Below are 26,627 nucleotides of genomic sequence, written 5' to 3'. Positions count from 1 at the left end.
TCTTTCTTTTCTAATTAGAAACAGGTAAAATAAAAAGAAGAGAAAATGAAGTTTTTACCATATAGTAGAAGCATCAACACCAAGCTTTCACAGTCACTCACATACTGAAAAAGCAGGAAAAATCCATCATTCCACTATAACATAAAGTGAAACTTTAATCAGTGGGGCACACTCGTTATAAGTTGAACGAATTAGGATAATCCAAATTGGAATGGGAGGTATACATCTTTGAACCGAAACTTACTATATATGATATTGCGACTCATATTTGTCATTGTAGCAACGGTAGCTGGGTTCTATGTATTACTATACATGTCAGGGCTTATCTATCCTTTTATTATCGCTTTTGCATTTGCTTATTTGATTAATCCTGTCGTCAATTTCCTTAATCAAAAACTACAATTTCCTCGCGCACTAGCAGTACTCGTTAGCTTAATTCTCGTATTTGGAGCTATCGTTGGACTTGTTACATATCTTGTGACTGAAGCAATATCTGCCACAACATACTTACTACAACTTGTTACAGTAAAGTTTCCAGATATCGTTACATTCGCTCAGCAATTTGCACTTAATCATATTATGCCTCTCTACGATGATTTAATCTCTAAATTTAATCATCTTGGAGAACCACAGCGCTATACAATTACACAAAACATTCAAAACTTAGGAACAGAGGCAACAACACAAATGAAAGAACTTTTAACCGCCATTATAAGCGGGTTAACGAATTTCATTAGTGCACTGCCAACAACTTTAACTGTCCTTGTATTCATTTTATTAGCCACTTTCTTCATTAGTTACGATTGGCACCGTCTTGCTCAAAAAACAAGAAAATTACTACCAAATCGTGTACATGGCTACGGAAAAACTATTTTTGTCGACTTAAAAAAAGCTTTATTCGGTTTTGTGAAAGCACAACTTACACTCGTATCTATGACAACCGTTATTGTACTGATCGGACTTTTAATATTACGCGTACCATACGCCATTACTATTGCGATTATTACAGGAGTTGTAGATTTACTACCCTATTTAGGAACAGGCGCGGTCTTCGTTCCGTGGGTTATATACGTATTTTTCACTGGCGATACCGCATTCGCCATTGGTCTTCTCATTTTATACATCGTCGTGATTGTCCAAAGACAAATTATGGAGCCGAAAGTACTTTCATCTAACATCGGTCTCGATCCATTAGCAACACTCGTCGCTCTATTTGTCGGCTTTAAACTTTTTGGCTTTTTAGGATTAATCATCGGTCCAGTCACCTTAGTACTACTTAATACATTACACAAAGCTAATGTCTTCCATGACTTGTGGAAATATATTAAAGGTTCACCTTCAAAATAACAGTTTCTAATTCATACAAAAAATCAAGCTATAATCAGTGGGAAATTCCCACTGATTATTCCTTTTACCTATTTTTCACACTACTAACATGCAACAAGAGCATTACCCAGAAACAGGATAATCCTCTTGTTTTTTTTGCATAAAAAAACACATATTCTAGCTAAAAATACATTTTTATTCTATTTTATCTATAATTATTACTTACATTTATTACTTTTTATGTAAATGAATAAATATACAAAATAGCATAAAATAAGGCTTCAACTAACAATCACCACCTTTTATATGAATTCTTTACACCAATCGCTCCTTTATATACGAAAGCAAAACTTTAATTTGGCTGCATTTCGCACCATCTTATTCATCCAAATTAATAGCACTAAAAAATCACACGTTTAATCGAAGCACAACAAGAGTTCAAACGAAAATTATATAGCAAATATAATAAGTGGACGTTTCGTTCATCCCCCCCACATCAAACACTTACGAGCATCCCAGCTTTGAGATAGAAATTCCACACCCCACAAACAACGCGGTAAAGCAAAGCTTCAATCAGAAAGTTCCTCCCCTCTTACAAGACAAAAAAATAGCACTTAGATCGTTATAATCTAAGCGCTACTTCTGAATGATAATAGTAGAGTTCTTTCTAAACTTCCATTCCATCCACTTCATAACAAGCGGCTTCAATAAAGCTCTCGTAATAGGGATCACACAGATAAACCCTAGCACATCTGTCACATAACCAGGAAGCACTAAGAGAATACCTCCTACAAATACAAAAATACCATCTAGTACTGCCTCACCTGGCATTTCCCCTCTATTCAACTTAGATTGAATCTCTCCAAGCACTTTAAATCCTTGTCTTTTCGCCAAATACACACCTACTACACCTGTAAATACAATCATAGCGAACGTAGACCATAAACCTATTACATGACTTGATCCGATTAAGACCGTAATCTCAATCGCCGGTATTAAAATAAACAAGAATAGTAACCACTTCATAGTTCTACACCTCTCTCACAACTCACTTTTAACACCCTCACAACGCCTATATACATCATATGAAATATAATACCCTTTCATATTAAAACCCATAACAAACAGCTTTTAAAAGCAATTCTAGGCGTTTTAAGCTAATTCTATCTCGTTTTTGTGTAAAAAAAAAGAGAAGGACTCCGATCCTTCTCTCCGTATTACTTATAGCACTTCCGCATGTCCATTATAAACAATTCCGCGTGCTGCATCAACTGTTACTTCTTGGCCATTTTTTAAAGTTGCTGTTACGCCGTTTACACCAACGATAACAGGAATACCGATTGATACGCCCACAACAGCAGCATGGCTTGTTAAGCCACCTTCTTCTACAACTAAAGCAGCAGCTTTTTCGATTGCAGGAATCATATCTTTATCAGTGCTTGTTGTAACAAGGATATCACCTTCGTTTACGTTCGCTACAGCTTCAGCAGCTGTTTTTACTACAACTACTTTACCTTTTGCAGCTTTACGACCGATTCCTTGTCCTTTAGCAACTTCTTCACCAACAACGTGGATTTTCATTAAGTTTGTTGTACCAGTTTCAGCAACTGGTACACCAGCAGTAATTACTACAGTATCTCCAAGTCCGATTAGACCTGCATCCATACCCGTTTGAATTGCTGTATCTAACATTTCGTCAGTTGAAGCTGCGCGCTTCTCAGCCATAAATGCTTGTACACCCCAAACAAGTGCAAGACGTCGTCCTACTTGCTCGTCAGATGTTACAGCTACGATTGGAGATTTTGGACGGTATTTAGAGATCATTTTCGCAGTATGTCCACTTTCTGTTGGAGCTACGATTGCAGCTACATCAAGAGCAAGTGCTGTATGCGCAACAGATTGGCTAATTGCATCTGTAATTGTTGGAGTGAACTCTTTAATACGTTTTTTGAACATATCTTCGTATTGTAATGATTTTTCAACACGTACTGCAATGTTAGCCATCATTGTTACTGCTTCTACTGGGTATTGACCAGCAGCTGTTTCACCTGAAAGCATGATTGCATCTGTACCATCGAAGATTGCGTTAGCTACGTCACTTGCTTCCGCACGAGTTGGACGTGGGTTGCGTTGCATAGAGTCTAACATTTGTGTCGCAGTAATAACTGGTTTACCTAACACGTTACATTTTTTGATTAGACGTTTTTGTACTAATGGTACTTCTTCTGGTGGAATTTCTACACCCATATCACCACGAGCTACCATTAAACCGTCAGAAACTTCTAAGATTGAATCGATGTTGTCGATACCTTCTTGGTTTTCGATTTTCGGTACGATTTGGATGTATTGAGCGCCATGCTCTTCTAATAATTCACGGATTTCTAATACGTCAGACGCTTTACGTACGAATGAAGCTGCGATGAAATCAACTTTTTGCTCGATACCGAAGATGATATCTTTTACGTCTTTTTCAGTGATACCAGGAAGCTTAATGCTTACGTTTGGTACGTTAACACCTTTTTTATTTTTTACAGTTCCGCTGTTAAGAACTTTTGTACGGATGTTTCCATCAGCTTTTTCGATTACTTCTAGTTCGATAAGACCGTCATCGATTAGAATGCGAGAACCTGGGTCTACATCGTCATAAAGACCAGCATAAGATACAGAGAACTTCTCTGCAGTACCTAATACTTGCTCAGTAGAAAGAACTACTTCTGCACCTGTTACAAGCTCAGCTTGTCCGTCTACGAAGTCGTGAGTACGGATTTCTGGACCTTTTGTATCAAGTAAGATACCAACTGTTTTACCAGTTTTCTTTGAAGCTTCACGAATGTTTTTAATACGAGCTCCGTGCTCTTCATGGCTACCATGAGAGAAGTTTAAACGAGCAACGTTCATACCTGCTTCAATTAATTGCTCTAATTTTTCAATACTTTCACTAGCAGGACCTATTGTACATACAATTTTAGTTTTACGCATATTGCACCTCCGAAAATTATGAAACCGTTCCCAAATATCCGACATTACGCCGATTAGATGGATAATTCTTTAGATAATTGATACATATCTTTATCGATTGTATGCTTTTGAGCTAACGCTTCGATAATATCATGATCAACAAGTTTGTTATCTTGAATACCTACACAACGTCCACCTCTACCAGCAATTAATAATTCAACTGCTCTTGCGCCAAGACGACTTGCTAATACACGGTCTTGTGCACTTGGTGATCCGCCACGTTGTACGTGACCTAATACAGTTACACGAGTATCAAAGTTTGTTGCTTCTTCAATGTGCTTACCGATGTCAATTGCACTTCCAACACCTTCAGCTACAACAATAATACTGTGTTTTTTACCACGTTCACTACCGCGCTTCAGACGAGCGATAACATCATCCATGTCATACTCTTCTTCTGGAATTAAGATTGTTTCTGCACCATCAGCTAAACCAGCCCATAATGCGATATCACCAGCGTGACGTCCCATTACTTCGATAACATATGTACGTTCATGAGATGTAGCTGTGTCACGGATTTTATCAATTGCATCAATAACAGTGTTTAAAGCTGTATCGAAACCAATTGTGAAGTCTGTTCCAGGGATATCATTGTCGATTGTACCTGGTACACCAACACATGGGAATCCTTGTTCAGTTAATTTTTTAGCGCCTTGGTAAGAACCATCTCCACCAATAACAACAAGTCCTTCGATACCATGTTTCTTTAATTGCTCGATACCTTTTAGTCGTACTTCTGGGTCTTTAAACTCAGGACATCTTGCTGTATATAATTTCGTACCACCGCGGTGGATAATATCGCCAACAGAACCAAGTTCTAATTTTTCAATGTGACCAGAAATTAATCCAGCGTATCCATGGTAAATACCATATACTTCAATATCATGGAAAATCGCTTTACGAACAACTGCACGAATGGCAGCATTCATACCAGGTGAATCTCCACCACTTGTTAATACACCAATACGTTTCATTTGTACTCACCTCATAAAGATTATTTGCCTTATAATAAAATAACACGAAAAAATATAAAAACACAATGGAGAAGATGTGTCTTTTCATAATAAAAACGTGCATTCGCGAAGAGGAACGCACGCTTTTCTTATTTTATCCCAATGGAAGCGTTTGAAAACGAAACTTGCCCAATTTTCATATATTTTTCATAACGTTTTTCGATTAATTCATCTTTCGAAATTCCGTTTAATTGTTCAAAAGTTTTTCTAATCATTAAGTCTATATTTTCTGACTGTTTTAAAAGATTACGGTGAGCTCCACCTTTTGCCTCTGGAATAATTTCATCAATTACACCTAATTCTTTCAAATCTGCTGCTGTAATTTTCATTGCTTCTGCAGCTTCCTTTGCTTTTCCTGCATCTTTCCAAAGAATTGCCGCTGCACCCTCTGGTGTAATAACAGAATAAGTGGAATTTTCTAGCATATGAATGTAATCTCCTACTCCAAGACCTAGCGCACCACCACTACCGCCTTCACCGATAACGATACAAATAACTGGTACCGTTAAACCTGCCATCTCAAATAGGTTGCGGGCAATAGCTTCACTTTGTCCACGTTCTTCAGCTGCTTTACCAGGATAAGCTCCCTTCGTATCGATGAAACAAATAATAGGACGATTAAACTTTTCCGCTTGTTTCATGAGACGCAGTGCTTTTCGATATCCTTCTGGATGAGGCATTCCAAAGTTACGGCGAATATTTTCTTTCGTATCTTTTCCGCGCTGATGCCCAATTACAGTTACAGGCATCCCTTTATATTTCGCAATGCCGCCGACAATCGCTGCATCATCGCCAAATAGACGATCTCCATGACATTCGAAAAAATCAGTAAATAAGTGCTCAATATAATCGAGCGTTGTCGGTCGTTCTGCATGACGAGCAATTTGAACACGGTCCCATACTTTTAGATTGCCGTATATATCTTCCTCTAAATTTTCTAGCTTTTCTTCCAAAATACGAATCTCCTCACTGAAGTCCATCTGGCTGTTTTTCGTATAGTCTTTCAGTTCACGAATCTTATTTCTTAGCTCAACAACTGGTTTTTCAAATTCTAGCTCTGCCATACAGCCAATTCCCCTCCTTGATGAACTTCTAAAATCTTGCGAAGCGATTCTCTCATATCATCACGATGCACCACCGCATCTAATTGACCATGATCTAGTAAGAATTCTGCCGTTTGGAAATCTTCCGGTAGTTTCTCACGCACCGTTTGTTCAATTACACGTCTACCAGCAAATCCGATAAGTGCACCTGGTTCTGCAAGATTATAATCACCAAGTGAAGCGAAACTCGCTGAAACCCCGCCCGTCGTTGGGTGAGTCATAACAGAAATAAATAACCCTCCTGCATTACTATGCTTTTTCAAAGCTACGCTTGTTTTTGCCATTTGCATTAAACTTAATATCCCTTCTTGCATACGGGCACCACCCGAAGCAGTAAAGATAATAAATGGAACTTGTAAGTCGTACGCCTTTTCAACCGCACGGGCGATTTTTTCTCCTACTACAGAGCCCATGCTCCCCATTCGAAAACGAGAATCCATTACTGCAACAACAACAAGCATGTCATCAATTGTTCCTTCACCAGTTACAACCGCTTCGTTCAATTCAGTCTTCTTACGATCGCTCTCTAGTTTCTCTTCATAACCTGGAAACTCGAGTGGATTTAATGAAACCATTTCTTTGTCATACTCACGGAATGACCCTTCGTCCAATATACTATCAAGACGTTCCCATGCATTCATAGGATGATGATATCCACAATTCACACATACTTTTAAATTTTTTAGAAGTTCTTTCGTATACATGATTTTTTTACATTCCGGACATTTTGTCATAACGCCATCTGGTACATCTTTTCGTACTTGTTCTGAAGGTATTGCAGCGTACTTTTTCTTTTTCACGAATAAATCTCTTAGCACAATTTGACCCCCTTCGTTGAGAGCTAAGGTTAGCGTAAGAAGAAAATGGGGCTAACACCAAAGTTTGATGTTAGCCTTATCTTCTCAATCTGTCTAATAACCTCACTCTTTACGTTTAACTTTAACCGCTACGCGGTAGAATGTTTGTCATAACGTGTCATGGTCATTTCGACAAATTTTATACATTACGAGTGAAACTGTATATTCTCTACTAATTCATCGTAAATTTTTAGTGCATCATTTTCTTGTTTTTCTTCCAAAGTAGCATAAAGCTTTCTATACATATCGATAGAATCTCTTGAAACTTTACAAGAAAGAGTTGCTACGTAATCATTTACGATCATCCAAATGCGATATAGTAAATAATTATCGACTTGTTCAATAAGTGTTTTAAAGAACGTTTGATGAAGCGTTGGGATTGAGCTTTCATTTTCTTCAAGTACTTGGTGTAATCTACTTAGTACTTTAGAAAACGTTTCTTTCGGTAAATTACATACAATTCGAATCATATCTTTCTCAAGCAATCGTTTTGTTTGTAATAAATCACGAATTGTTTTCTCATCTTGCAGTAAGAACGGAGCAATTAATTGTACAAGACCGTTATCATAAAAGTTTCGAATAAACGTCCCTTCACCACGTCTCGTTTCAATCAATCCTACCAGTTCTAAAGCACGCAATGCTTCTCTTACAGAGGAACGTCCTACGTTTAAGCGTGAACTTAACTCGCGCTCAGACGGCAAACGATCCCCCGCTACCAATCCATCCTCTTCCATAATGGAACGGATTTTTTTTACAATTTCGAGATATACTTTTGTATTTGATGATGTCAATGGAAATTCCTCGCTTATTCTTTACCAATCAGCGCTAATTGTTTTGTTTTTTCAGCGATCTCATTTGGATCTACTTGACGGCGAGCTACTCCTGTCTCCATTGCTGCTTTTGCAACGTAAGCCGCTACTTGAGGCGCTACACGCGCGTCAAATGGTGCTGGAATGATATAGTCTGCATTCAACTCATCTTCTGCTACAAGCTCAGCAATAGCCTGTACAGCTGCCATCTTCATTTCTTCGTTAATTTGTGTCGCATGTACGTCAAGTGCACCGCGGAAAATACCAGGGAACGCCAGTACATTATTTACTTGGTTCGGGAAGTCAGAACGACCTGTTCCAACAACAGCTGCGCCCGCTGCTTTTGCCAATTCTGGCATAATTTCTGGAACTGGATTTGCCATTGCAAAAATAATCGCATTGTCATTCATTGTACGAACCATCTCTTCTGTTAATGCACCTTCTGCAGATACACCAATGAATACGTCCGCACCTTGTACAACATCAGCTAAAGAACCTTCTATACGATTCTTATTTGTATATTTTGCAACTTCATCCTTCACCGGATTCATACCTGTAGGACGACCATCATAGATTGCCCCTTTACGGTCACACATAATAATGTCGCGTACACCATAGCGATATAAAAGTTTAATAATTGCAATACCTGCTGCACCTGCGCCATTTGCGACAACTTTAATGTCAGACATTTTCTTTCCAACTAATTTCAGTGCATTTACAAGACCTGCTACTGTTACGATAGCTGTTCCGTGTTGATCATCATGGAAGATAGGAATATTTGTTTCTTTTTTCAAACGCTCTTCAATAATGAAGCAGTTTGGTGCTGCGATATCTTCTAAGTTAACGCCGCCAAAAGTTGGCTCCATTAATTTTACAGTTTCAACAATTTTATCTACATCGTTTGTATTTAAGGCAATCGGGAATGCATCTACACCAGCAAAGCTCTTGAATAATACAGCTTTACCTTCCATTACTGGAAGAGATGCTTCAGGTCCAATGTTACCAAGACCAAGTACAGCCGTTCCGTCTGTCACAACTGCTACCATATTTCCCTTCATCGTATATTCATATACCTTACTTTTATCGTCATAAATTTCTTTACAAGGTTCTGCAACCCCTGGAGAATATGCAAGACTTAAATCTTTTGCATTTTCTACTTTTACTTTTGATACAGTTTCTAATTTTCCTTGATGCACTTTATGCATGTGAAGTGCTTCTTCACGAAGTGTTGACAAACTATCCACTCTCCTCAAATTATTCTTGCTGATATCAATTTCTCCAAGTGGTCTGACCACGAACACTACTACTATAATAATCGAAGTGTAGGGAAATTGTCCATTATATTTTCACAACTACATTTTCTTCCCCGACAATTTCACGAAGTGCTCCTAAACATTCTTCACTTGGATGAATCGATAAACTCCGAGATAATTGTACCATTTTATGTTCCTTTTCATAATAAATTAGTACTTTCGCAAAACCTGAATAGTCGAACAATATTTTCGTAACCTGATTTAAAAGCTTTTTCTCATACTGAGACGGCAATTTCACGTAAACAGATGCGTCTTTCTTTTCTTCATAAACATCCATTTCCTCTAGCGGATATAGCCCATTTACAATCCATTGCAGCTTATGATTTCTTAGCTCAATCATGCCGTCAACTAAAACAATTGCTCCTTCTTGTAACTTGTCCGAGAAATGTATATACGTTTCCGGGAAGAGGACTGCTTCCATTTCATCATTTTGATCACAGAATGTAATAAATGCCATCTTTTGAAACTTTTTCGTACGAATCACTCTCACACTTGTTATATACACAATAGCTCTTTGTACTTTTTTCTTGTATCGCATCGCCTGAGCGAGAGATGGAATTTCTAATTCTTTTGCTAACTTTACATACTGCGCTGTCGGATAACTTGATAAATAAAAGCCAAGTGCTTCTTTCTCTTTATTTAGTTGTTCAATAAAAGATAGCTCTTCTCCTTGTACGTATTTTGATTTTGGAACAGCATCTCCTAAATCACGTGCGAGATTCGCGTACTCTAATGCCCCTTTAATACTTTTCCATAAATTCGTTCTCGAAACACCAAAATCATCAAAACATCCCGACCAGACGAAAGCTTCTAAATTGCGCTCCGTTACAAACTTTGACGGCAAACGGAGACAAAATTCAAACAAATCTTCGAACATTTTTTTCTCTCGTTCTTCTAATAATGCCGTCACTGTAGCCATTCCAATATTTCGAATCGAAAGTAAACTGTAACGTATCGCATTCCCCTCTATTTGGAAGTTGTAACCACTTTTTTGAAGAGACGGCGGCAAAACATGAAAACCTTTTCGCTTCGTTTCTCGTATATACTGTACAATTTTATCTTCATTTCCAATTGCACTTGATAATAGTGCCGTCATAAATTCCAGCGTATAGTTCGCTTTTAAGTAGGCAAGTTGATATCCGATCATACTGTAAGCTACAGCGTGACTTCGGTTAAAACCGTAATTCGCAAATCTTACAATTAAATCGTAAATTTTCTCAGCAGACGTCTCATCGTAACCATTTTGCAAACAACCTTGGACAAAATGCTTACGTTCCTGATCTAAAATATCACGATTCTTTTTACTCACTGCACGGCGCAGTAAATCTGCTTCACCAAGCGAAAACCCTGCTAACTTCGATGCAATTTGCATAATTTGTTCTTGGTATACAATGACGCCGTATGTTCTTTCTAAAATTGGCTTTAAATCCGGATGTAAATATTCAATTTTTCTTTTTCCATGTTTCGATTCAATAAAGGTCGGTATCTGTTCCATCGGTCCCGGTCTGTATAATGAGTTAACAGCTACGATATCTTCAAACTCATTCGGTTTTAACCCGCGAAGTACATTTCGCATACCACCTGACTCAAGCTGGAATACACCTGTTGTATCCCCTCTCCCTAATAATTGGAACGTCTTTTCATCTTGAAGAGGTAAGTTTCTTATATCGATTTCTTTCCCTGTTTTGTTCGCGATAAATTTTATAATATTTTCAAGTAACGTTAAATTACGTAATCCTAAAAAGTCCATCTTAAGCAACCCAAGTTCTTCTAGCGCATCGGCTGGATATTGCGTAACATAAACATCGTTATGTCCTTCTTGAATTGCTACACTGCCTGTTAGCGGTTCTTGACTCATAATAACGCCAGCCGCATGAATAGACGTATGACGTGGTAAACCTTCTACACGTTTTGCGATTTCAAACACACGCTCATGCAGAAGATTCCCTTGTATAAACTCACGAAGTGATTGTGATTCTTCATATGCATCTTTTAACGTTATACCAAGCTTTGATGGGATAAGTTTTGAAAATATATCAATATCTCGCGGCGGAAGCCCCATTACGCGGGCAATGTCTCTAATTGCCGCTTTTGCTGCAAGCGTACCAAACGTTACAATTTGCGCAACACGGAGCTGACCGTATTTATCTTTCACATAGCGAATCATCTCATCACGTCTTACGTCTGGAAAATCAATATCAATATCGGGAAGCGTCACACGTTCAGGATTTAAAAACCTTTCAAATAATAGATCGTATTCAATTGGATCAATATCTGTAATTTCTAATACGTATGAGACGAGTGAACCAGCTGCCGATCCACGACCTGGTCCTGTTAAAATATGATTTTCATGTGCATACTTCATAAAATCCCATACGATGAGGAAATAATCACTAAATCCCATACGAGAAATAACATTTAATTCATGATTTAAACGCTTTATATGCACTTCTTTCGGCGCACCATATCGTTTCCGCAAACCTTCTTCACAAACACGACGCAAGTATATATCACTCGTTTCATTAGACGAAACAGGAAACTTCGGAAGTTGATTTACATGGAACGGTATTTCTACTTGGCAACGCTCTGCAATTTTCATTGTATTTTGGATTGCTTCCGGCGCATGGGAAAATAGTGCTTCCATTTCATCCGATGACTTTAAATAATATTGATCTGTTTTCAGCCTCGGCCTATCTGGATCAGTCATTTTCGTTCCACTTTCAACAGATAGTAAACATTCGTGAACAAGTGCGTCACTTTGATTGATATAGCGCACATCGTTTGTTGCAACGACTGGAATATTAACCCTACTAATAAATTCAGGTAGTTTCTCTTGTAAAAGCAACTCATCTTGAATCGCATGATGCTGCAAACTCATATAAAAATGGCCGAACATATTTTGATATGTGCGAGCTACTTCTTCAGCCTGACTCTCATTGTCTTCTAGTAATAATTGCTCAATTTCGCCATCTTTACCTGGTGAAATAGCAATTAATCCTTTCGCATAATGCGCAAGCCACTTCTTAGGAATACCTTCTTTGGATTTTGTCATAATACTGCTAGAAATCTTTAATAAATTTTGGTAGCCTATTTCATTCTCAGCAAGTAATACAAGCGGATAAGACCTTTCTTCTTCTTCACTAAAAATAGAAGCGGTTAATCCAATAACAGGCTGTATACCATGTTTCTTACATGCTTTATAAAACGGAATAACGCCATACATAACATTTTCATCCGTAATAGCCAGCGATGAAAAACCAAGTTCTTTCGCCCTGACTACAAGCTCATCAATTTTACAAGCACTTTTTAATAAACTAAAAACGGTTTGACATTGTAAATGCACAAACTTCACTGTTGTACCCTCTCTTTACCTATTTGACTACTTTTATTATAGGTGATGAGGAAAGCGGAAATCAAAACATACTTCTTATACTTTGTCCATATATATGAAGAAGAAAGGGGAATGACGATGGATGTAAGAGAACATACTTTTTTCTCTCTGCTTATTATTAGTTATTTTATTGCCTTTGGGGTTATACTTGGCGGTTCATTAATTGGTGGATTTGGTGCGTTTCTTATCGGAAAACCAGCTCTAACTTACATTAATCAATTCGCCCAAAATTTAAGAATTTGGGCACTCGTTGCAGCAATCGGTGGAACATTCGATACCTTTTATAGCTTTGAAAGAAGTTTCTTTGGCGGAGATATGAAAGATATTGTAAAACAAATTCTCCTTATTTTTTTCGCAACTGGTGGTATGCAAACAGGTCTCATTATTATTAAATGGCTAACGCAGGAACATGTATGAGAGTACCAAGTGCCAATACAGCAAAAAGATGGTACTTAGTATTAGCTGGTGCTGCTGTTGGAGGCGTGTTGAGCTGGTTTATTTTTTTGTACATATACGGTGTTTTTCAAGAAGAACAAGCTAGTAAAATAGCAGAACAAAGAGAAATTATAGAAAAACAAGAAGCAAAGCTCCACGTCCTTCTCGAAGATCAAGAAAAATTGAACACTGAAAATAAACGGCTCTTAACCATTCAAGAGATTAAAATAAAACTTATCAATCGGGAAAAATACGATTTAGACAATCTTACACTCGAAAATATGACTACATCTATCCATAATGATCTCCAGCATCTTTTAACGAAAAACATTCAAAGTATCGCAAAAAATAAAGACCTACTCAAAAAGGTAATCGAAAACAAAACGTACAAACATTACGATCGACTATACCGTTTTAAAGTCGATACAATATCTTTTGATACAGTGCTTGAAATTAGCATTACTATAGAAAAGGAAAAATAAAGAAGGAGGGCTTTAGCGCCGCTCCTTCTTTTCGTTCTAACATATAGTCCCTTATTTACAAATCTCACGTAAATCAGCAAAAAGACGATCCGCTTCTTCCCAAGAAGATGCCTTGGCACCAGAAGCCATCGGATGTCCTCCGCCGTTATATTGCATTGCCAATTTGTTTATAACTGGTCCTTTTGAACGAAGACGAACACGAATTACGTCGTCTTCCTCTAAAAATAGAACCCACGCCTTTAATCCATCAATATTGCCAAGCGCTCCAACAACACCAGATGCTTCAGAAGGAAGTACATCAAATTCTTCTAATACTTCTTTCGTTAATTTAATGTAAGCTGCTCCTTCTTCTACCATCGTAAAGTTTTGTAAAATATAACCGTTTAAACGAGCAATTTTTTCTTTTGTCTTATACATTTCATTGTATAAATCTGTGAATTTCACACCCATGTCAACAAGCTCACTTACGTAACGAAGTGTTTTTGCTGTCGTATTTGGGAATAAGAAACGACCTGTATCTCCAACAATTCCTGCTAAAATAAGGCGGGCTGCTTCTTTTGTTATTTTTAATCCTTTATCTTTTCCATAGTTATAAAACTCATAAATCATTTCACTTGTCGAACTCGCTGTCGTATCTACCCACGTAATATCTCCATATGGATCTTCATTTGGATGATGATCAATTTTAATTAACATCTTCCCTTTTGTATAGCGTTGATCGTCAACACGTTCTTGATTCGCAGTATCACAAACAATAACAAGCGCATTTTCGTATACACTATCTTCAATATCATCCATTACTCGTAAGTATGCTAACGACGGTTCATTGTACCCAACCGTATAAATATTTTTCTCTGGAAACGATTCTTTTAGAATTGTACCAAGGCCACCCTGTGAACCTAATGCATCTGGATCCGGACGCACGTGGCGATGAATAATAATTGTATCAAACTCTTTAATTGCTCCTAAAATTTGCTCATGCATATGTATAATCTCCTTTTTAATCAACTTCTTCACTTTATCTCTCATTATAACGGAAAGTATTTCATACATGCGAACAATTGCTTTATAATAAAAGTTAGAAAGTTTAGACATTTCTTTTTTCTCCACTATTTTTTTCATAAAACGATGGGAGTGTTCATTATGCCAGTATTAGTCTTCTGTATTATCGTCTCATTTATGTTGTATCTCTTCTACAAAACAAAATACTTTCGTACAAACCGCCCAATGGAGAAAGGTTGGCTCTCTGGAAAATCCGCAATGGCACTCGGTTCATTCGTCTTATTCTTCGGGATAAACCAATTCTTTTTAGAACTTTCAACCGCTCGTATTATCGTTGGTATCTTATTCGTTCTATTTGGTAGTGCAAGTGTATTTAATGGATTTCGCCAATACAAACATTTCTTACCATTAGCAGTTAAAGAAGCAGAAGTCTATGAAACAACGTAAAAAAGCATCAAAATTGTGATGCTTTTTTACGTCCTCTAACTTTTAAAATCATATATGCGACAAACGCAGATGGTATATTAAATGGGTTACCTTGTACGTGAAAATGTAATTGTTCTTCTCCAAAAGACATTTTTTCATATAGCTCTCGCTGAGATAATCCTGTCTTTTCCTTTTTTTCATGTAAACCTTGTAAATATAAATATTGGATCGGTATCATTACAAGAAAGTAAAATAATGCGATACTACCAAAAAAGAGTACGGCTGACGACATAATGTATACCACCTTTCATAAATCCATTTTCTTACAATATTATCATAACACAATATATAACCAAATTGAATTACTATTCTGTCTTTTCTTGCGTTACTTTTCCACTCCACCCCATACATATTTCACTAAAACTCTCATCTAAAATCATGCCTTTCAAATTTAAAACAACAAAAAAGATGGAACAAATCAAAACGATTTGTTCCATCTTTTTATTTATCAATTAACTGAACCATAAGTAATGCTTTTCCAACGACATTACCTTCATGATGCACCTCTACATCAACCTTACCAAATTTACGCCCAATTTCTAATACTTTCGGATGAACGGATACAACATTATCAATTTGAACCGGCTTTACGAAATAAATTGTTAAGTTTTCAACAATTAAATCGCTTTTCTTTTGCGCACGAATAACGCGATTTGTCGCTTCTGTCACAATTGTTGCAAATACACCGTACGATAACGTTCCGATTGAGTTCGTCATTTGCGGCGTCACTGAAAATTGATATAGATGCTCATTTTTCGCTTCTTTTGGCGTCATAAATTGATTCGTTACAATATCATCAATTGTTTCTCCAACTTGTGGCTGACGTTGAATCATTTGCAGTGCCTGAAGTACATCTTGACGGCTAATAATACCTTGCAGTTTATTTCCTTCCTCAACGACAGGAAGTAATTCAATTCCTTCCCACACCATCATACGTGCCGCAGCTGCGACAGACATTTTACCATTCACTGTAATTGGGTGTTTTGTCATTACTTTATCAATTGGTGTTTCTTTCGCTACACCGATCATGTCTTTTGAAGTTACGATTCCTAGCACTTTTTTATTTTCATCGACAATTGGATATCTTCCGTGCATTGTCTCTTCATTATATGCATGCCATTGCTGTACTGTATCATGTGGCTTTAAATATAACGTTTCTTCAATTGGTGTTAAAATATCCTCAACAAGTACAATTTCTTTCTTAATCAGTTGATCATAAATTGCACGGTTAATTAACGTTGCGACCGTAAATGTATCGTAGCTACTTGAAATAATCGGCAGCTTTAATTCGTCTGCTAATTTCTTCACATGATCTTCTGTATCAAATCCACCCGTAATTAATACAGCGGCTCCAGTTTCTAGCGCTAATTGATGTGCATTCGTACGGTTACCAATAATGAGTAAATTCCCAGCTTCTGTATAGCGCATCATCGCTTCTAATTTCATAGCTCCGATTACGAATTTATTTAATGTTTTATGTAGTCCTTCTCTGCCCCCAAGTACTTGACCGTCGACAATGTTAACGACTTCTGCATATGTCAGTTTTTCGATATTCTCTTTCTTCTTTTGTTCAATTCGAATTGTTCCGACACGTTCAATTGTACTAACATATCCTTTATTTTCTGCATCTTTAATTGCACGGTAAGCTGTCCCTTCACTTACACTCAAATCTTTCGCAATTTGTCTTACAGAAATTTTATGGCCTACTGGCAGGCTATTAATATGTTCTAAAATTTGGTTATGCTTGGTAGCCAAATGGTTTCACCATACTTTCTTTTCCCTAAATTCTTCATGTGTTGTACTTTCAGTATACTATATTTTCAAAACTGTTACACTCTCTCTTTGCATACCTGTACTATTTTTTTTATAACAAAATGACTCTTACATTCCACCAGTCATTCTATTACAACAATGTAATGCTATTGTCATCTCATTCGATAGTTCGCCCACTTGATTCCCTATACAATGAAGACAAGAAATAAAACAAAGGAGCGAACACATGATGAAAAAACTTTTAGAGGTTGTAGGTGCTGTATTTTTAGCTTTCGTAGATGGGAAAAAAGTTGCAATGGAATTGAATGAAACACCTGAACAACCACGTACCAAAAGAAAAGAATCACCAAAACAAATACAAGCATTAAAAGCTGTTCTACACACGTAAAAACCCTTCACTTTTCTTTTCAAATGAAGGGTTTCTTTTCTATAGTGTAATACTTTCTCCAGCTTCTAATACTTTCCCTGTACAATTTTGTAGCTTTTCTACAAATTGATATGGATCTTGTTCAATAACTGGGAACGTATTGTAATGCATCGGTACAACAGTTTTCGCATTAATCCATTTTGCCGCTAGTACAGCATCTTCTGGTCCCATTGTGAAATTATCACCAATTGGTAAAAATGCTAGATCAACTTTATTTAATTCCCCAATTAACTTCATATCAGAGAATAGTGCAGTATCTCCTGCGTGGTACACTGTTTTCTCTTCTGCTGTAAATAAAATACCTGCTGGCATACCTGTATATGTAATCGTCTTATTTGCTTCATCAATATAACTAGAGCCGTGGAATGCTTGTGTAAACTTCACTTTTCCGAAGTCAAATTCATGTGAACCACCAATATGCATCGGATGTGTATTTACACCTTGCCAACTTAAAAATGTTGCTAGTTCAAATGGCGCTACAACAACTGCATTATTTTTCTTCGCAAGTTCTACTGTATCTCCAACATGATCACCGTGTCCATGCGATAAAAGGATTGCATCCACTTTTACATCTTCAGCTTTTAAATCTGTTTTCGGATTACCTGTTAAAAACGGGTCAATTAAAATAACTTTTCCATTCGCCTCAATTTTCACAACTGAATGCCCATGATAAGATACTTTCATTATTACATTCCTCCCCTATTCACATTCTCACTTTTTATTCTACATGATTTTTCAATTCCCTGTCTTTTCTAACATCTATTTACTTGTCATAACGCTTTCTTCCGAGTTAAAGTTATATTTGTAATTAAATATCTCGGGGGTGCCAATCGATGAATGCTAGATTAGAAAATTTAATGCAATGGCTAAAAGAAAAAAACGTAGAAGCTGCGTTCTTAACTTCTACACCGAACGTCTTCTACATGACGAACTTCCACTGTGAACCGCATGAAAGATTACTTGGTATGTTTGTATTCCAAGAAAAAGAACCTATTTTAATTTGTCCTAAAATGGAAGAAGGTCAAGCACGTAACGCTGGCTGGGCACATGAAATTATCGGATTTACTGATACTGACAGACCATGGGATATGATTGCAAAAGCAATTAAAGACCGCGGCATCAATGCAAATGCAGTTGCAATTGAAAAAGAACATTTAAACGTAGAGCGCTACGAAGAATTAACGAAATTATTCCCAAATGCAGCTTTCAAATCAGCTGAGGAGAAAGTTCGCGAACTTCGTTTAATTAAAGATGAAAAAGAACTTTCTATTTTACGCGAAGCAGCTAAAATGGCGGACTACGCTGTTGAAGTTGGTGTAAATGCAATTAAAGAAAACCGTAGCGAGCTAGAAGTATTAGCAATTATTGAACACGAATTAAAAACAAAAGGCATACATAAGATGTCATTTGATACGATGGTATTAGCGGGTGCAAACTCTGCTCTTCCACACGGTATTCCTGGCGCAAACAAAATGAAGCGCGGTGATTTCGTACTATTTGATTTAGGTGTAATCATTGAAGGTTATTGCTCTGATATTACACGTACAGTAGCATTCGGTGAGATTTCTGAAGAGCAAACTCGCATTTACAACACTGTACTTGCTGGACAACTACAAGCAGTTGAAGCATGTAAACCAGGTGTTACACTTGGCGCAATCGATAACGCTGCTCGTTCTGTTATCGCAGATGCAGGTTACGGAGACTTCTTCCCGCACCGACTTGGTCATGGACTTGGAATTAGCGTACATGAATATCCAGATGTAAAAGCTGGTAACGAGTCTCCATTAAAAGAAGGTATGGTCTTCACAATCGAACCTGGTATTTACGTACCAAACGTAGGTGGCGTTCGTATTGAAGATGATATTTACATTACAAAAGACGGATCAGAAATTTTAACGAAATTCCCGAAAGAATTACAATTTGTAAAATAATAAAAAGGCAGCGTGAATGCTGCCTTTTTTTATTCCTCTACTATTTCAAATTTCTCTACAATCATTCTTGCTGGATAGCTTTCAAGTATTTGAGAAAACCATACTTTTATTTTATCCCCTGTTTTTAACCGTTTATATGCGTCTTTGTCCTTAAAGCTCAAGACTATATGTGATGGATGCTCTTTATTCATTTGTTGTTCTATATAATTTTGCAACTCTACTTTTGTGTTAAACGTTTTATCATCGACAAAAAATACCGTGTCATTTCTTAATATGATATACCCTTCTTTAGGGACTTCTTTTACCGTTACCTGCTCTACTTGTTTTGTAGTACAAGCTGATAATATGACTAGAAATACACTTAAAAACATAACAATTTTCACATGCCTATTCATTTTTAACTCCTCACTCTAGGCTACTTCAAATTTAACACCATCTTCTCCTCATACTTATCATCCCATTTAATTACAACTTCTATCGGTTCATCTTTAGATAGAGGTGCACAACTTACACAAGAAGATTTTATTTCAACCCTTGCTCCTTTATGAACTTCTGACGTTTGTGTCATTGTACTAAAGGCCCCATTAATAGCAATCTCTAAGTTTTTAAATTCTGTCTTTCCATCCCCACCCTTATATTGAAACGTAAACATTCCATCTTCACTGTCATCCTTAATATGCCCTTTATATTGTCCAGTCCAACTTTTGCTCTCACTAGAAAAATTAACATACGAAATGGAACAGCTTCCTAAAAAGAAAATACTAATGAAAAAGAATAATGCTCTCTTCATAATGCCCCCTCCATTCAAATACACTTATTTATCCCGCATTTACGGACAGTAAGATCCCCACATCAAAATTCATTGCCTATTCCTTCCTTTTATTATACTGTTAAAATACAGAATTTTCTAAAATAGGAGGATTTATATGTTACAACAACAATTAGAAGAAATTCGTAATAATAATTACATACTGGATAACACACTTAACATTGATTCTTTAAGTTCCAATATGCTTGAACATATTGGCGATACTAATAGCTATTTAAGGGACAAACTCATCTACTCTACTTTTTATCATCTCATCAAAAATCGCTACCTTTCACACACACAATTACAGAAACTATTATTAGAAAGCATCGGTGAAAAATATTTATTGTATAAGATTCATTCAGATGATGAAGATGCTGTATTTACTCGTGCATTTACGACCTTATTAATTGCGCTCATTATAGATGCAGATACAACTCATAATTTCTTATCACAGAATGATATTTTAACTGTAAAAGATCAATTAATTCTATATATGAACAATGAACATGATTTCCGCGGATATGTGCAAGACCACGGCTGGGCACATAGTATCGCACATGCTTCCGATACATTTGAGGCGCTTGTTCATAGTCCTAAACTAGAAACTTTACATTACGAAGAGATATTAAAAACTTTGTTAAACAAAGTTTGTGTCCATTCTATTTACTACAAATATGAAGAAGACGAGCGTCTCGTTTATCCGATTGTCACAATGCTGCAAAATGGCCTGAAAGAAGAAATACTCATATTAGCCCTTCGTGACTTAGTAGCTCAATTACCGGTCCAAAAACAAGCACTACCTATTGAATCGTACGAGTTTTTATATGGAAATACAAAATCTTTCTTACGTAGCTTATTTTTCAGACTACGCACACTTTCTATATGTGAAGAAACCGAATTCGAAATTGAGAAATTGCTACAAGAGCTTCCAAAATATTATTAAAAAAGAAGGCCACTCAAAAAGTGCCTTCTTCTATTTCACTAATATTTAATTGAAATTTCACGATCCAAACTGAGAAAAGGTGGACAAGAAGCGCAAACGCCATACATGCTCCACTTAAAAAAGTTAGTATAGGATGCGAATACACGTGCCCCAACCCATAGGATATCGCCACGAAAAACATTGTTATGTAAATATAAATTGCTCCATGTATTTGCCTCATATAAACCTCCTTTTCCCATATTATAACATAAATTTTCTGATTATTCACATTAATTACTTGTAATCAATATTTCTCAACTGTTACACCTCTTACAGCAGCCTTAATATACGGTGACCCTTGTAAACTTTGTAAATCCTCTGTTTTTCCTGTTACGACTATACCGTATATTGGTAAGTCTTTTGGTTTGGTGTTTTTTATTTCTTTATCCCGCATTAACGGGCAGTAAGACCTCACATCAAAATTCAGCGGAAGCAAAGAAATTAGGTGGGGGGCGGACTGCCCGTAAAAGCCCGATTGGTGAGGGCTGATAATCAGTGGGGGATGAACCACTCCACTGATTAAAGTTTCACTTTATAGTTTATCCTAAAATATTCTCGATATCCCTCTTTATTTTCACTTAAAGATATTCAAATGCAGCTTTTATAAATTTTTTCATAATAAAAAGCACATCCATTTTGATGCGCTTTTCACATATATTTTAGTAAAATATGAATCATTTTTTTGAAGCAAAAACTCCCACTCCTCTCTCCCCATACTATCGTTATGACTTAGTTGCCATAATAATTGAACGAGGATAGAACCCCAACTTTTCATAAAACGATACAGCTTCATTTCCATACACTACTGTTAATTCAATTTCATCTATCTTCTTCGCTTTAAACCATTCCACTGCACTATTCATTAATTTTAAGCCAAATCCGTTTCTTCGGTATTTTTCATCAACGAATAAAACTTCAATCTTTCCGCTTACACTTTTACTATACGCTATACAAAACCCTAATATATCATCTGTTTCCGCCTCAACTAATAATTCAATTCTATATTCTCCGTAATTTGAATTCTGTTTATAATTTTCAATACGTTCCTCAAATGTCATTCTTGGATAATCACCAGAAAAATGTTTTGATTTATTATTATGATATTCATGCAATTTATTTAAAGGTTCTCTTATTATTTCTATTTCACCGAGAGTGATATATTTATTACTAATTTTCATCCTACAGCATCTCCAATAATATATATTCCAACAAAAAAGAAGATCATTTTACGGTTATAAAATAACAATCTATTATTTCATCGCTTCCTTCACAACATCTTGAATCATAACAACTTCTGTTTTCATATCAATAGACGGTGCTTCTTCATCGATACATTCATACCAAAATGCTAAGTGCTTTTTATCAATTTCATGATGCGAATTTTCGACAAAAATACCACCTTCTCCTTGCACAGAATACCAATATAAGTACTCTTCTCCATCTCTTATTTCCCGGAAAATTGTCTCAACGTACATCTTTTCGTCGTTTAATGTCAAAAGCACTTCTTTCAAATTGTCATTAAGAAGCTGCATCCATTCATCTACTCGATGACTCTTACCAGGCTTAACTTTAAATCTTGTTAATTCTACATTCATTTTTATTCCCCCGTTTTCTTACGTACAAACAAACTATATTCTATTGGATGATAAAAACTTAATTTACTAGCTAATTTTCGCGAAGGAATATTGTCTACATAACAATCCCAGCTCGGTATAATGTCATTTTGCATGCAATGTTCAATGAACCTTGTTGCAACAGCTTGAGCTAATCCTTTCCCTTGATGCGCTTCATGTGTTGCAATATCTATTTCAGCAAAACCATTCCCGCTAAATATTGAGACACATTCAGCTACAATTATCCCATCTTGTTCTATACAAAATCCAAAACCACTGTTCAAAAACGTTTCTTTTGATCCCCAATACTCTTTGTAGTACTCCTCTTTAAATTCACTGCTGCGCTCTATATCTCTTCTATCAATACGCTTCACTTCATATGTATTTTTGTTAAAATCTCGTTGACTCTCTTCAAAGGTTACGCTTTGAAATTTCATTCGCGGGATGTTCCGAAGTACATTACTAAAACGCTCTTCTATCATCATTTCCCACTCTTCACTCGAAGTGAACAGTGTAAATCTCTTCTCTGTTTTTTCAATAGCCGTTTTTAAATATGAAAATAACTCTTCGTTATAATTTTGATCATCCGTATCACCAAATAAATAATAGATACCATTAGCTGTAATAATTAATCCTGCTGTTAATTGCCCGTTTATAAAAACCTCACCATCTATCATTTGATCACATACCGCATAAGCAAACGTCGTCGTTCTTGTATTACCTTCTAAAACCGGAAGAACTTTTCTATAATCGGCTACAGATAATTTTTTCATAATTGCTCCACTTTAATCGTATCAGCCTCTATATGTTCAAAACAAAGATTTACCGTTCTCTTTAATGCTCTCGTTCTATGAATCGTACATGCTGGAATTAAAATAGAATCATTTGGCTTTAAAACCGCTGTTTCTCCATCTTCAAAATCAATAAGTAATTCTCCCTCTAGCACAATAAATAATTCATCCGAATTAGAATGATAGTGCCAATCATATTCACCAGTAAATACAGCGATTCGTAAACAATGACTGTTTATATTTGAAACGACGAAGTTTTTATGTTGATCTTGAATGTCTTTTGTTAATTCTATTAAGTTCACAGTTTCCATATTTCATCCCATCCTTTCGTTAGTCGTTCTTCTGAAAAATTAACTTAATCTCCACCACCTCCGCAATCTCCTCCACCATCACTTGAGCTACTACAATCACTGCTACTGTAGTGACCGAATCCACTTGATGAGCTTGAAGCGTATGAAGATTTTTTGCTTCTTTTTCTATCTTTTTTACTTTCATGACTAGGCCATACTGTAGCAAAGAGTATAACGAATAAGGCTAATTCTATTACAACAAGTATAAATTCTAGAATGCTCTCAATAATATTGGGAGTTATCCCAAAACTGTAAAACACTCCAAATGAATACATACACAAAATTACATACAGAGCCATACAAATATACCGGAATGTTTTTTCTATCATAATGACTACTTTTTGTGAAAAAGGTATGTTCTGTTTCTGTTTTTTCTTTATGTACTTTTGTCTTTTAGCTTGCTTTTGCTTCCTTTTTTTGCTCCCCATTGAATCCCCTCTTTTATTATATAATTCTAAATTATCATAATAAAAATCGATTTACACCAATAAATAACAATTATTCACATGTTATTTCCCCATATAAAAAAGACCCTCCTTATGAAAAGGAAGGTCTCAAATGTATTTCTATTATGATAAAGCAGGAGCTTTTTCAAGTAGCTCTTTCGCATCAGCGTATTGTAAGCCGTGAGCTTCTGCAACTGCTTCGAATGTTACATATCCATCTAATGTGTTAATACCTTTTAATAATGCAGAGTTGCCTAGGCAAGCATCTTTATAGCCTTTGTTCGCAATTTGTACTGCATATGGTACTGTTACGTTTGTTAATGCAAGAGTTGACGTACGTGGAACTGCACCTGGCATATTAGCAACTGCATAATGAACAACGCCATGTTTTTCGTAAGTTGGGTTGTCATGAGTTGTAATACGATCAGTTGTTTCGAAAATACCACCTTGGTCAATCGCAATATCTACAACGACAGAACCTGGTTCCATTGATTGAATCATTTCTTCAGTTACAAGTTTTGGCGCTTTTGCACCCGGAATTAATACTGCTCCAATAACAAGGTCAGATTCTTTAACAGCTTCTGCAATGTTGTATGGATTAGACATTAATGTTTTTACTTGGTTACCGAAAATATCATCTAATTGACGAAGACGTTCTGCACTTAAGTCAATGATTGTTACATCTGCACCTAAACCTACTGCAATCTTAGCTGCGTTTGTACCAGCTTGACCACCGCCGATGATTGTTACTTTGCCGCGTTTTACCCCTGGAACGCCTGCAAGTAAAATACCTTTACCGCCTTTGTTTTTCTCAAGGAATTGTGCACCGATTTGTGCAGACATACGACCAGCTACTTCACTCATAGGTGCAAGTAATGGTAAAGAACGATTGTCTAATTGTACTGTTTCGTATGCGATTGATGCAACTTTGTTATCGATTAATACTTTCGTTAATTCTGGTTCTGGAGCTAAGTGTAAGTATGTGAATAAAATTAAACCTTCACGGAAATAGCCGTATTCACTTGCTACTGGCTCTTTTACCTTCATAACCATATCTTGATTCCATGCTTCTTCAGCAGTTTCTACAAGTTTCGCACCAGCTTGTACGTATTCTTCATCTGTAAAGCCAGATCCTAAACCTGCTCCTTTTTGAACAAAAACTTCGTGACCATTTTGTACTAAATGTACTGCTCCCGCTGGCGTCATTGCCACACGGTTTTCATTGTTCTTAATTTCTGTTGGAATACCGATACGCATGATTAGTTCCCCCTTGAGTTATGAAATGACCCCTGAATCATTTTTTAAAGCGCTTTCTACGCTCTTATATTTTAACATAATATCTCAATATTTGACAAAAAATAATACAAGTTTTCCGATAGATTTAATTTTATATTAAAGGACAGTATTATCCGCACCTCTCAGCACAATGGATAAACTGTCCAATTATTCGAAACTTCATCTTATTTTATTCTATCGATGTCTATGAATAACATCCACTGCACCAGTCACTTCAATAATTGTACCGGTAATCATATCGGAATCGTCCTCACATAAAAACGAAATGGTTCTTGCAATATCTTCACCTGTTCCAGATCTACCAATCGGTGTGTTATGCTCTTTCAGCTGACGTGCTTCTTGAATAGTTGCCTCTTTCATATCGCCAATAATATCACCAGGACATACCATGTTCGCAGTAATACCATACTCCGCTTCTTCATAAGCAACTGTTTTCGTTAATGAAACAAGTCCTACTTTCGCTGCGGCAAAAGCTGAACGATAAATCCATCCCGGTGCACTATCCGCCCCTTGAAATCCGTAATTAATAATACGGCCAAAGTTCTGTTTTCTCATGACCGGAACAACAAGTTTTAATAAATGAAATACCGCTGTTAAATTTCCCTGAATCATTTCATTCCATTCATCTTCTTCATAATCAACTAACTTTTTTCGTTCAAATACATATGGACCAGCATTATTAATTAAAAAGTCAATTTTGCCAAAACGGCTCATCGCTTCTTCTACTATTTTATGTAAATCTTCCTTTTTCGTGACATCTGCTTGCACGAATTGTAGACGCTCTTCCACATCTTTATATGTTTCTTTCATCGTTTCCATAGCCGTGATATCGCTATGATACGTTACTGTTACTGAATAGCCTTTAGCCAATAACTTTTCTGTTACTTGCTTTCCTAAACCTTTCGTACCGGCTGTAATGAGCGCATGTCTCACAAAACTGCCCCCTTTTAAATTGCTATACTTCATATGTAA

At 36.5% G+C, this 26,627-nt stretch carries 29 protein-coding genes and 1 pseudogene; 7 read left to right on the top strand and 23 right to left on the bottom strand.

The genetic code is table 11. From position 1 onward, the window contains the following. The first annotated feature begins 228 nt into the window (after positions 1–228). Positions 229–1,347, top strand: a complete 1,119-nt coding sequence (ytvI, locus tag CQ064_RS05360) for a sporulation integral membrane protein YtvI (protein WP_001081390.1) — start codon at positions 229–231, stop codon at positions 1,345–1,347. Between the two features lie 615 nt (positions 1,348–1,962). Here the strand turns inward: ytvI and CQ064_RS05355 are convergent. The 8 genes from CQ064_RS05355 to dnaE all read right to left on the bottom strand — a co-directional run bounded on the left by CQ064_RS05355 (position 1,963) and on the right by dnaE (position 12,791). After that, positions 1,963–2,352, bottom strand: coding sequence for an FxsA family protein (locus CQ064_RS05355; protein WP_000871631.1), 390 nt, complete (start codon positions 2,350–2,352; stop codon positions 1,963–1,965). Positions 2,353–2,547: 195 nt separating this feature from the next. Further along, complete coding sequence (pyk, locus tag CQ064_RS05350) at positions 2,548–4,305, bottom strand: pyruvate kinase (protein WP_001232668.1); 1,758 nt, start codon at positions 4,303–4,305, stop codon at positions 2,548–2,550. Between the two features lie 53 nt (positions 4,306–4,358). Further along, on the bottom strand, positions 4,359–5,318 hold the full coding sequence (pfkA, locus tag CQ064_RS05345; RefSeq protein ID WP_000821158.1) for a 6-phosphofructokinase: 960 nt from the start codon (positions 5,316–5,318) through the stop codon (positions 4,359–4,361). Between the two features lie 128 nt (positions 5,319–5,446). Continuing rightward, positions 5,447–6,421: an acetyl-CoA carboxylase carboxyl transferase subunit alpha gene (accA, locus tag CQ064_RS05340; RefSeq protein ID WP_000818801.1), complete on the bottom strand. Its 975-nt coding sequence runs from the start codon at positions 6,419–6,421 to the stop codon at positions 5,447–5,449. Further along, positions 6,409–7,278 carry an acetyl-CoA carboxylase, carboxyltransferase subunit beta gene (accD, locus tag CQ064_RS05335; protein WP_000942855.1) on the bottom strand — a complete coding sequence of 290 codons (870 nt, stop codon included), beginning with the start codon at positions 7,276–7,278 and terminating at the stop codon, positions 6,409–6,411. Before accD ends, accA begins: the two co-directional genes overlap by 13 nt. A 185-nt stretch (positions 7,279–7,463) precedes the next feature. Next, positions 7,464–8,108: a FadR/GntR family transcriptional regulator gene (locus tag CQ064_RS05330; RefSeq protein ID WP_000204444.1), complete on the bottom strand. Its 645-nt coding sequence runs from the start codon at positions 8,106–8,108 to the stop codon at positions 7,464–7,466. 14 nt (positions 8,109–8,122) lie between these two features. After that, positions 8,123–9,331 (bottom strand): NADP-dependent malic enzyme, encoded by a 1,209-nt coding sequence (ystJ, locus tag CQ064_RS05325; RefSeq protein ID WP_161114790.1) that lies wholly within the window; start codon positions 9,329–9,331, stop codon positions 8,123–8,125. 133 nt (positions 9,332–9,464) lie between these two features. After that, entirely contained in the window at positions 9,465–12,791 is a 3,327-nt protein-coding gene (gene dnaE / locus CQ064_RS05320) for a DNA polymerase III subunit alpha (protein ID WP_000673733.1), read from the bottom strand. Between the two features lie 42 nt (positions 12,792–12,833). Here dnaE and CQ064_RS05315 point away from each other — a divergent pair, with 42 nt between their 5' ends. Both CQ064_RS05315 and ytrI read left to right on the top strand, forming a co-directional pair. Further along, entirely contained in the window at positions 12,834–13,247 is a 414-nt protein-coding gene (locus CQ064_RS05315) for a YtrH family sporulation protein (RefSeq protein WP_002005839.1), read from the top strand. Further along, the gene (ytrI, locus tag CQ064_RS05310) at positions 13,244–13,747 is read left to right on the top strand and encodes a sporulation membrane protein YtrI (RefSeq protein WP_001265736.1); all 504 of its coding nucleotides are present in this window, start codon (positions 13,244–13,246) and stop codon (positions 13,745–13,747) included. The genes CQ064_RS05315 and ytrI overlap by 4 nt, the downstream gene beginning before the upstream one ends. Positions 13,748–13,798: 51 nt before the next feature. On the opposite strand, the gene CQ064_RS05305 is transcribed toward ytrI, so the two are convergent. Further along, complete coding sequence (locus CQ064_RS05305; RefSeq protein WP_000545129.1) at positions 13,799–14,731, bottom strand: DHH family phosphoesterase; 933 nt, start codon at positions 14,729–14,731, stop codon at positions 13,799–13,801. A gap of 159 nt (positions 14,732–14,890) precedes the next feature. Here CQ064_RS05305 and CQ064_RS05300 point away from each other — a divergent pair, with 159 nt between their 5' ends. Then, on the top strand, positions 14,891–15,196 hold the full coding sequence (locus CQ064_RS05300; protein WP_001144766.1) for a YtpI family protein: 306 nt from the start codon (positions 14,891–14,893) through the stop codon (positions 15,194–15,196). Between the two features lie 7 nt (positions 15,197–15,203). On the opposite strand, the gene CQ064_RS05295 is transcribed toward CQ064_RS05300, so the two are convergent. After that, a complete protein-coding gene (locus tag CQ064_RS05295) occupies positions 15,204–15,467 on the bottom strand; it encodes a DUF3949 domain-containing protein (protein WP_000093046.1) in 264 nt (87 codons plus the stop codon). Positions 15,468–15,676: 209 nt separating this feature from the next. Then, positions 15,677–16,990 carry a CBS domain-containing protein gene (locus CQ064_RS05290; RefSeq protein ID WP_000201579.1) on the bottom strand — a complete coding sequence of 438 codons (1,314 nt, stop codon included), beginning with the start codon at positions 16,988–16,990 and terminating at the stop codon, positions 15,677–15,679. A gap of 244 nt (positions 16,991–17,234) precedes the next feature. Between CQ064_RS05290 and CQ064_RS33340 the strand changes: the two genes are divergently transcribed. Continuing rightward, positions 17,235–17,396, top strand: a complete 162-nt coding sequence (locus CQ064_RS33340; RefSeq protein ID WP_000976304.1) for a hypothetical protein — start codon at positions 17,235–17,237, stop codon at positions 17,394–17,396. A 39-nt stretch (positions 17,397–17,435) separates the two neighbouring features. Here CQ064_RS33340 and CQ064_RS05280 read toward each other — a convergent pair whose 3' ends face one another. Further along, the gene (locus tag CQ064_RS05280; protein WP_000868922.1) at positions 17,436–18,119 is read right to left on the bottom strand and encodes a metal-dependent hydrolase; all 684 of its coding nucleotides are present in this window, start codon (positions 18,117–18,119) and stop codon (positions 17,436–17,438) included. 149 nt (positions 18,120–18,268) lie between these two features. Here CQ064_RS05280 and pepQ point away from each other — a divergent pair, with 149 nt between their 5' ends. Continuing rightward, positions 18,269–19,366, top strand: coding sequence for a Xaa-Pro dipeptidase (gene pepQ / locus CQ064_RS05275; protein ID WP_000994037.1), 1,098 nt, complete (start codon positions 18,269–18,271; stop codon positions 19,364–19,366). A gap of 29 nt (positions 19,367–19,395) precedes the next feature. On the opposite strand, the gene CQ064_RS05270 is transcribed toward pepQ, so the two are convergent. Then, positions 19,396–19,761, bottom strand: coding sequence for a DUF3221 domain-containing protein (locus CQ064_RS05270; protein ID WP_001079431.1), 366 nt, complete (start codon positions 19,759–19,761; stop codon positions 19,396–19,398). A gap of 20 nt (positions 19,762–19,781) precedes the next feature. Beyond that, positions 19,782–20,156, bottom strand: coding sequence for a hypothetical protein (locus CQ064_RS05265; RefSeq protein ID WP_000816700.1), 375 nt, complete (start codon positions 20,154–20,156; stop codon positions 19,782–19,784). Positions 20,157–20,292: 136 nt separating this feature from the next. Here CQ064_RS05265 and CQ064_RS05260 point away from each other — a divergent pair, with 136 nt between their 5' ends. Further along, positions 20,293–21,120 carry a DUF2785 domain-containing protein gene (locus tag CQ064_RS05260; protein WP_000941473.1) on the top strand — a complete coding sequence of 276 codons (828 nt, stop codon included), beginning with the start codon at positions 20,293–20,295 and terminating at the stop codon, positions 21,118–21,120. A 13-nt stretch (positions 21,121–21,133) separates the two neighbouring features. On the opposite strand, the gene CQ064_RS05255 is transcribed toward CQ064_RS05260, so the two are convergent. From CQ064_RS05255 to CQ064_RS05215, 9 genes and pseudogenes are all read right to left on the bottom strand, one after another. Continuing rightward, positions 21,134–21,340, bottom strand: a complete 207-nt coding sequence (locus CQ064_RS05255; RefSeq protein WP_001248905.1) for a hypothetical protein — start codon at positions 21,338–21,340, stop codon at positions 21,134–21,136. 63 nt (positions 21,341–21,403) lie between these two features. After that, a pseudogene (locus CQ064_RS33110) lies at positions 21,404–21,544 on the bottom strand (anti sigma factor C-terminal domain-containing protein); the annotation flags it as partial. 337 nt (positions 21,545–21,881) lie between these two features. Further along, the gene (locus CQ064_RS05245; RefSeq protein WP_000703678.1) at positions 21,882–22,337 is read right to left on the bottom strand and encodes a GNAT family N-acetyltransferase; all 456 of its coding nucleotides are present in this window, start codon (positions 22,335–22,337) and stop codon (positions 21,882–21,884) included. 72 nt (positions 22,338–22,409) lie between these two features. Beyond that, positions 22,410–22,754, bottom strand: a complete 345-nt coding sequence (locus CQ064_RS05240; protein WP_001100204.1) for a DUF6176 family protein — start codon at positions 22,752–22,754, stop codon at positions 22,410–22,412. A gap of 2 nt (positions 22,755–22,756) precedes the next feature. Continuing rightward, positions 22,757–23,545, bottom strand: coding sequence for a GNAT family N-acetyltransferase (locus tag CQ064_RS05235; protein WP_000736718.1), 789 nt, complete (start codon positions 23,543–23,545; stop codon positions 22,757–22,759). Beyond that, positions 23,542–23,874 (bottom strand): cupin domain-containing protein, encoded by a 333-nt coding sequence (locus CQ064_RS05230; RefSeq protein WP_000450933.1) that lies wholly within the window; start codon positions 23,872–23,874, stop codon positions 23,542–23,544. Before CQ064_RS05230 ends, CQ064_RS05235 begins: the two co-directional genes overlap by 4 nt. Before the next feature lie 44 nt (positions 23,875–23,918). Then, entirely contained in the window at positions 23,919–24,341 is a 423-nt protein-coding gene (locus CQ064_RS05225) for a hypothetical protein (RefSeq protein ID WP_000534958.1), read from the bottom strand. A 141-nt stretch (positions 24,342–24,482) separates the two neighbouring features. Beyond that, the gene (ald, locus tag CQ064_RS05220; RefSeq protein WP_001219409.1) at positions 24,483–25,616 is read right to left on the bottom strand and encodes an alanine dehydrogenase; all 1,134 of its coding nucleotides are present in this window, start codon (positions 25,614–25,616) and stop codon (positions 24,483–24,485) included. A gap of 213 nt (positions 25,617–25,829) precedes the next feature. After that, on the bottom strand, positions 25,830–26,621 hold the full coding sequence (locus CQ064_RS05215; RefSeq protein ID WP_002024902.1) for an SDR family oxidoreductase: 792 nt from the start codon (positions 26,619–26,621) through the stop codon (positions 25,830–25,832). Between the last annotated feature and the right edge of the window lie 6 nt (positions 26,622–26,627).

Source organism: Bacillus sp. MYb78 (assembly GCF_002975115.1).
GTDB classification, from domain to species: domain Bacteria; phylum Bacillota; class Bacilli; order Bacillales; family Bacillaceae_G; genus Bacillus_A; species Bacillus_A cereus.
The sequence above is the reverse complement of the archived record's forward strand: the minus strand, read 5'-3'. Positions and strand labels throughout refer to the sequence as shown.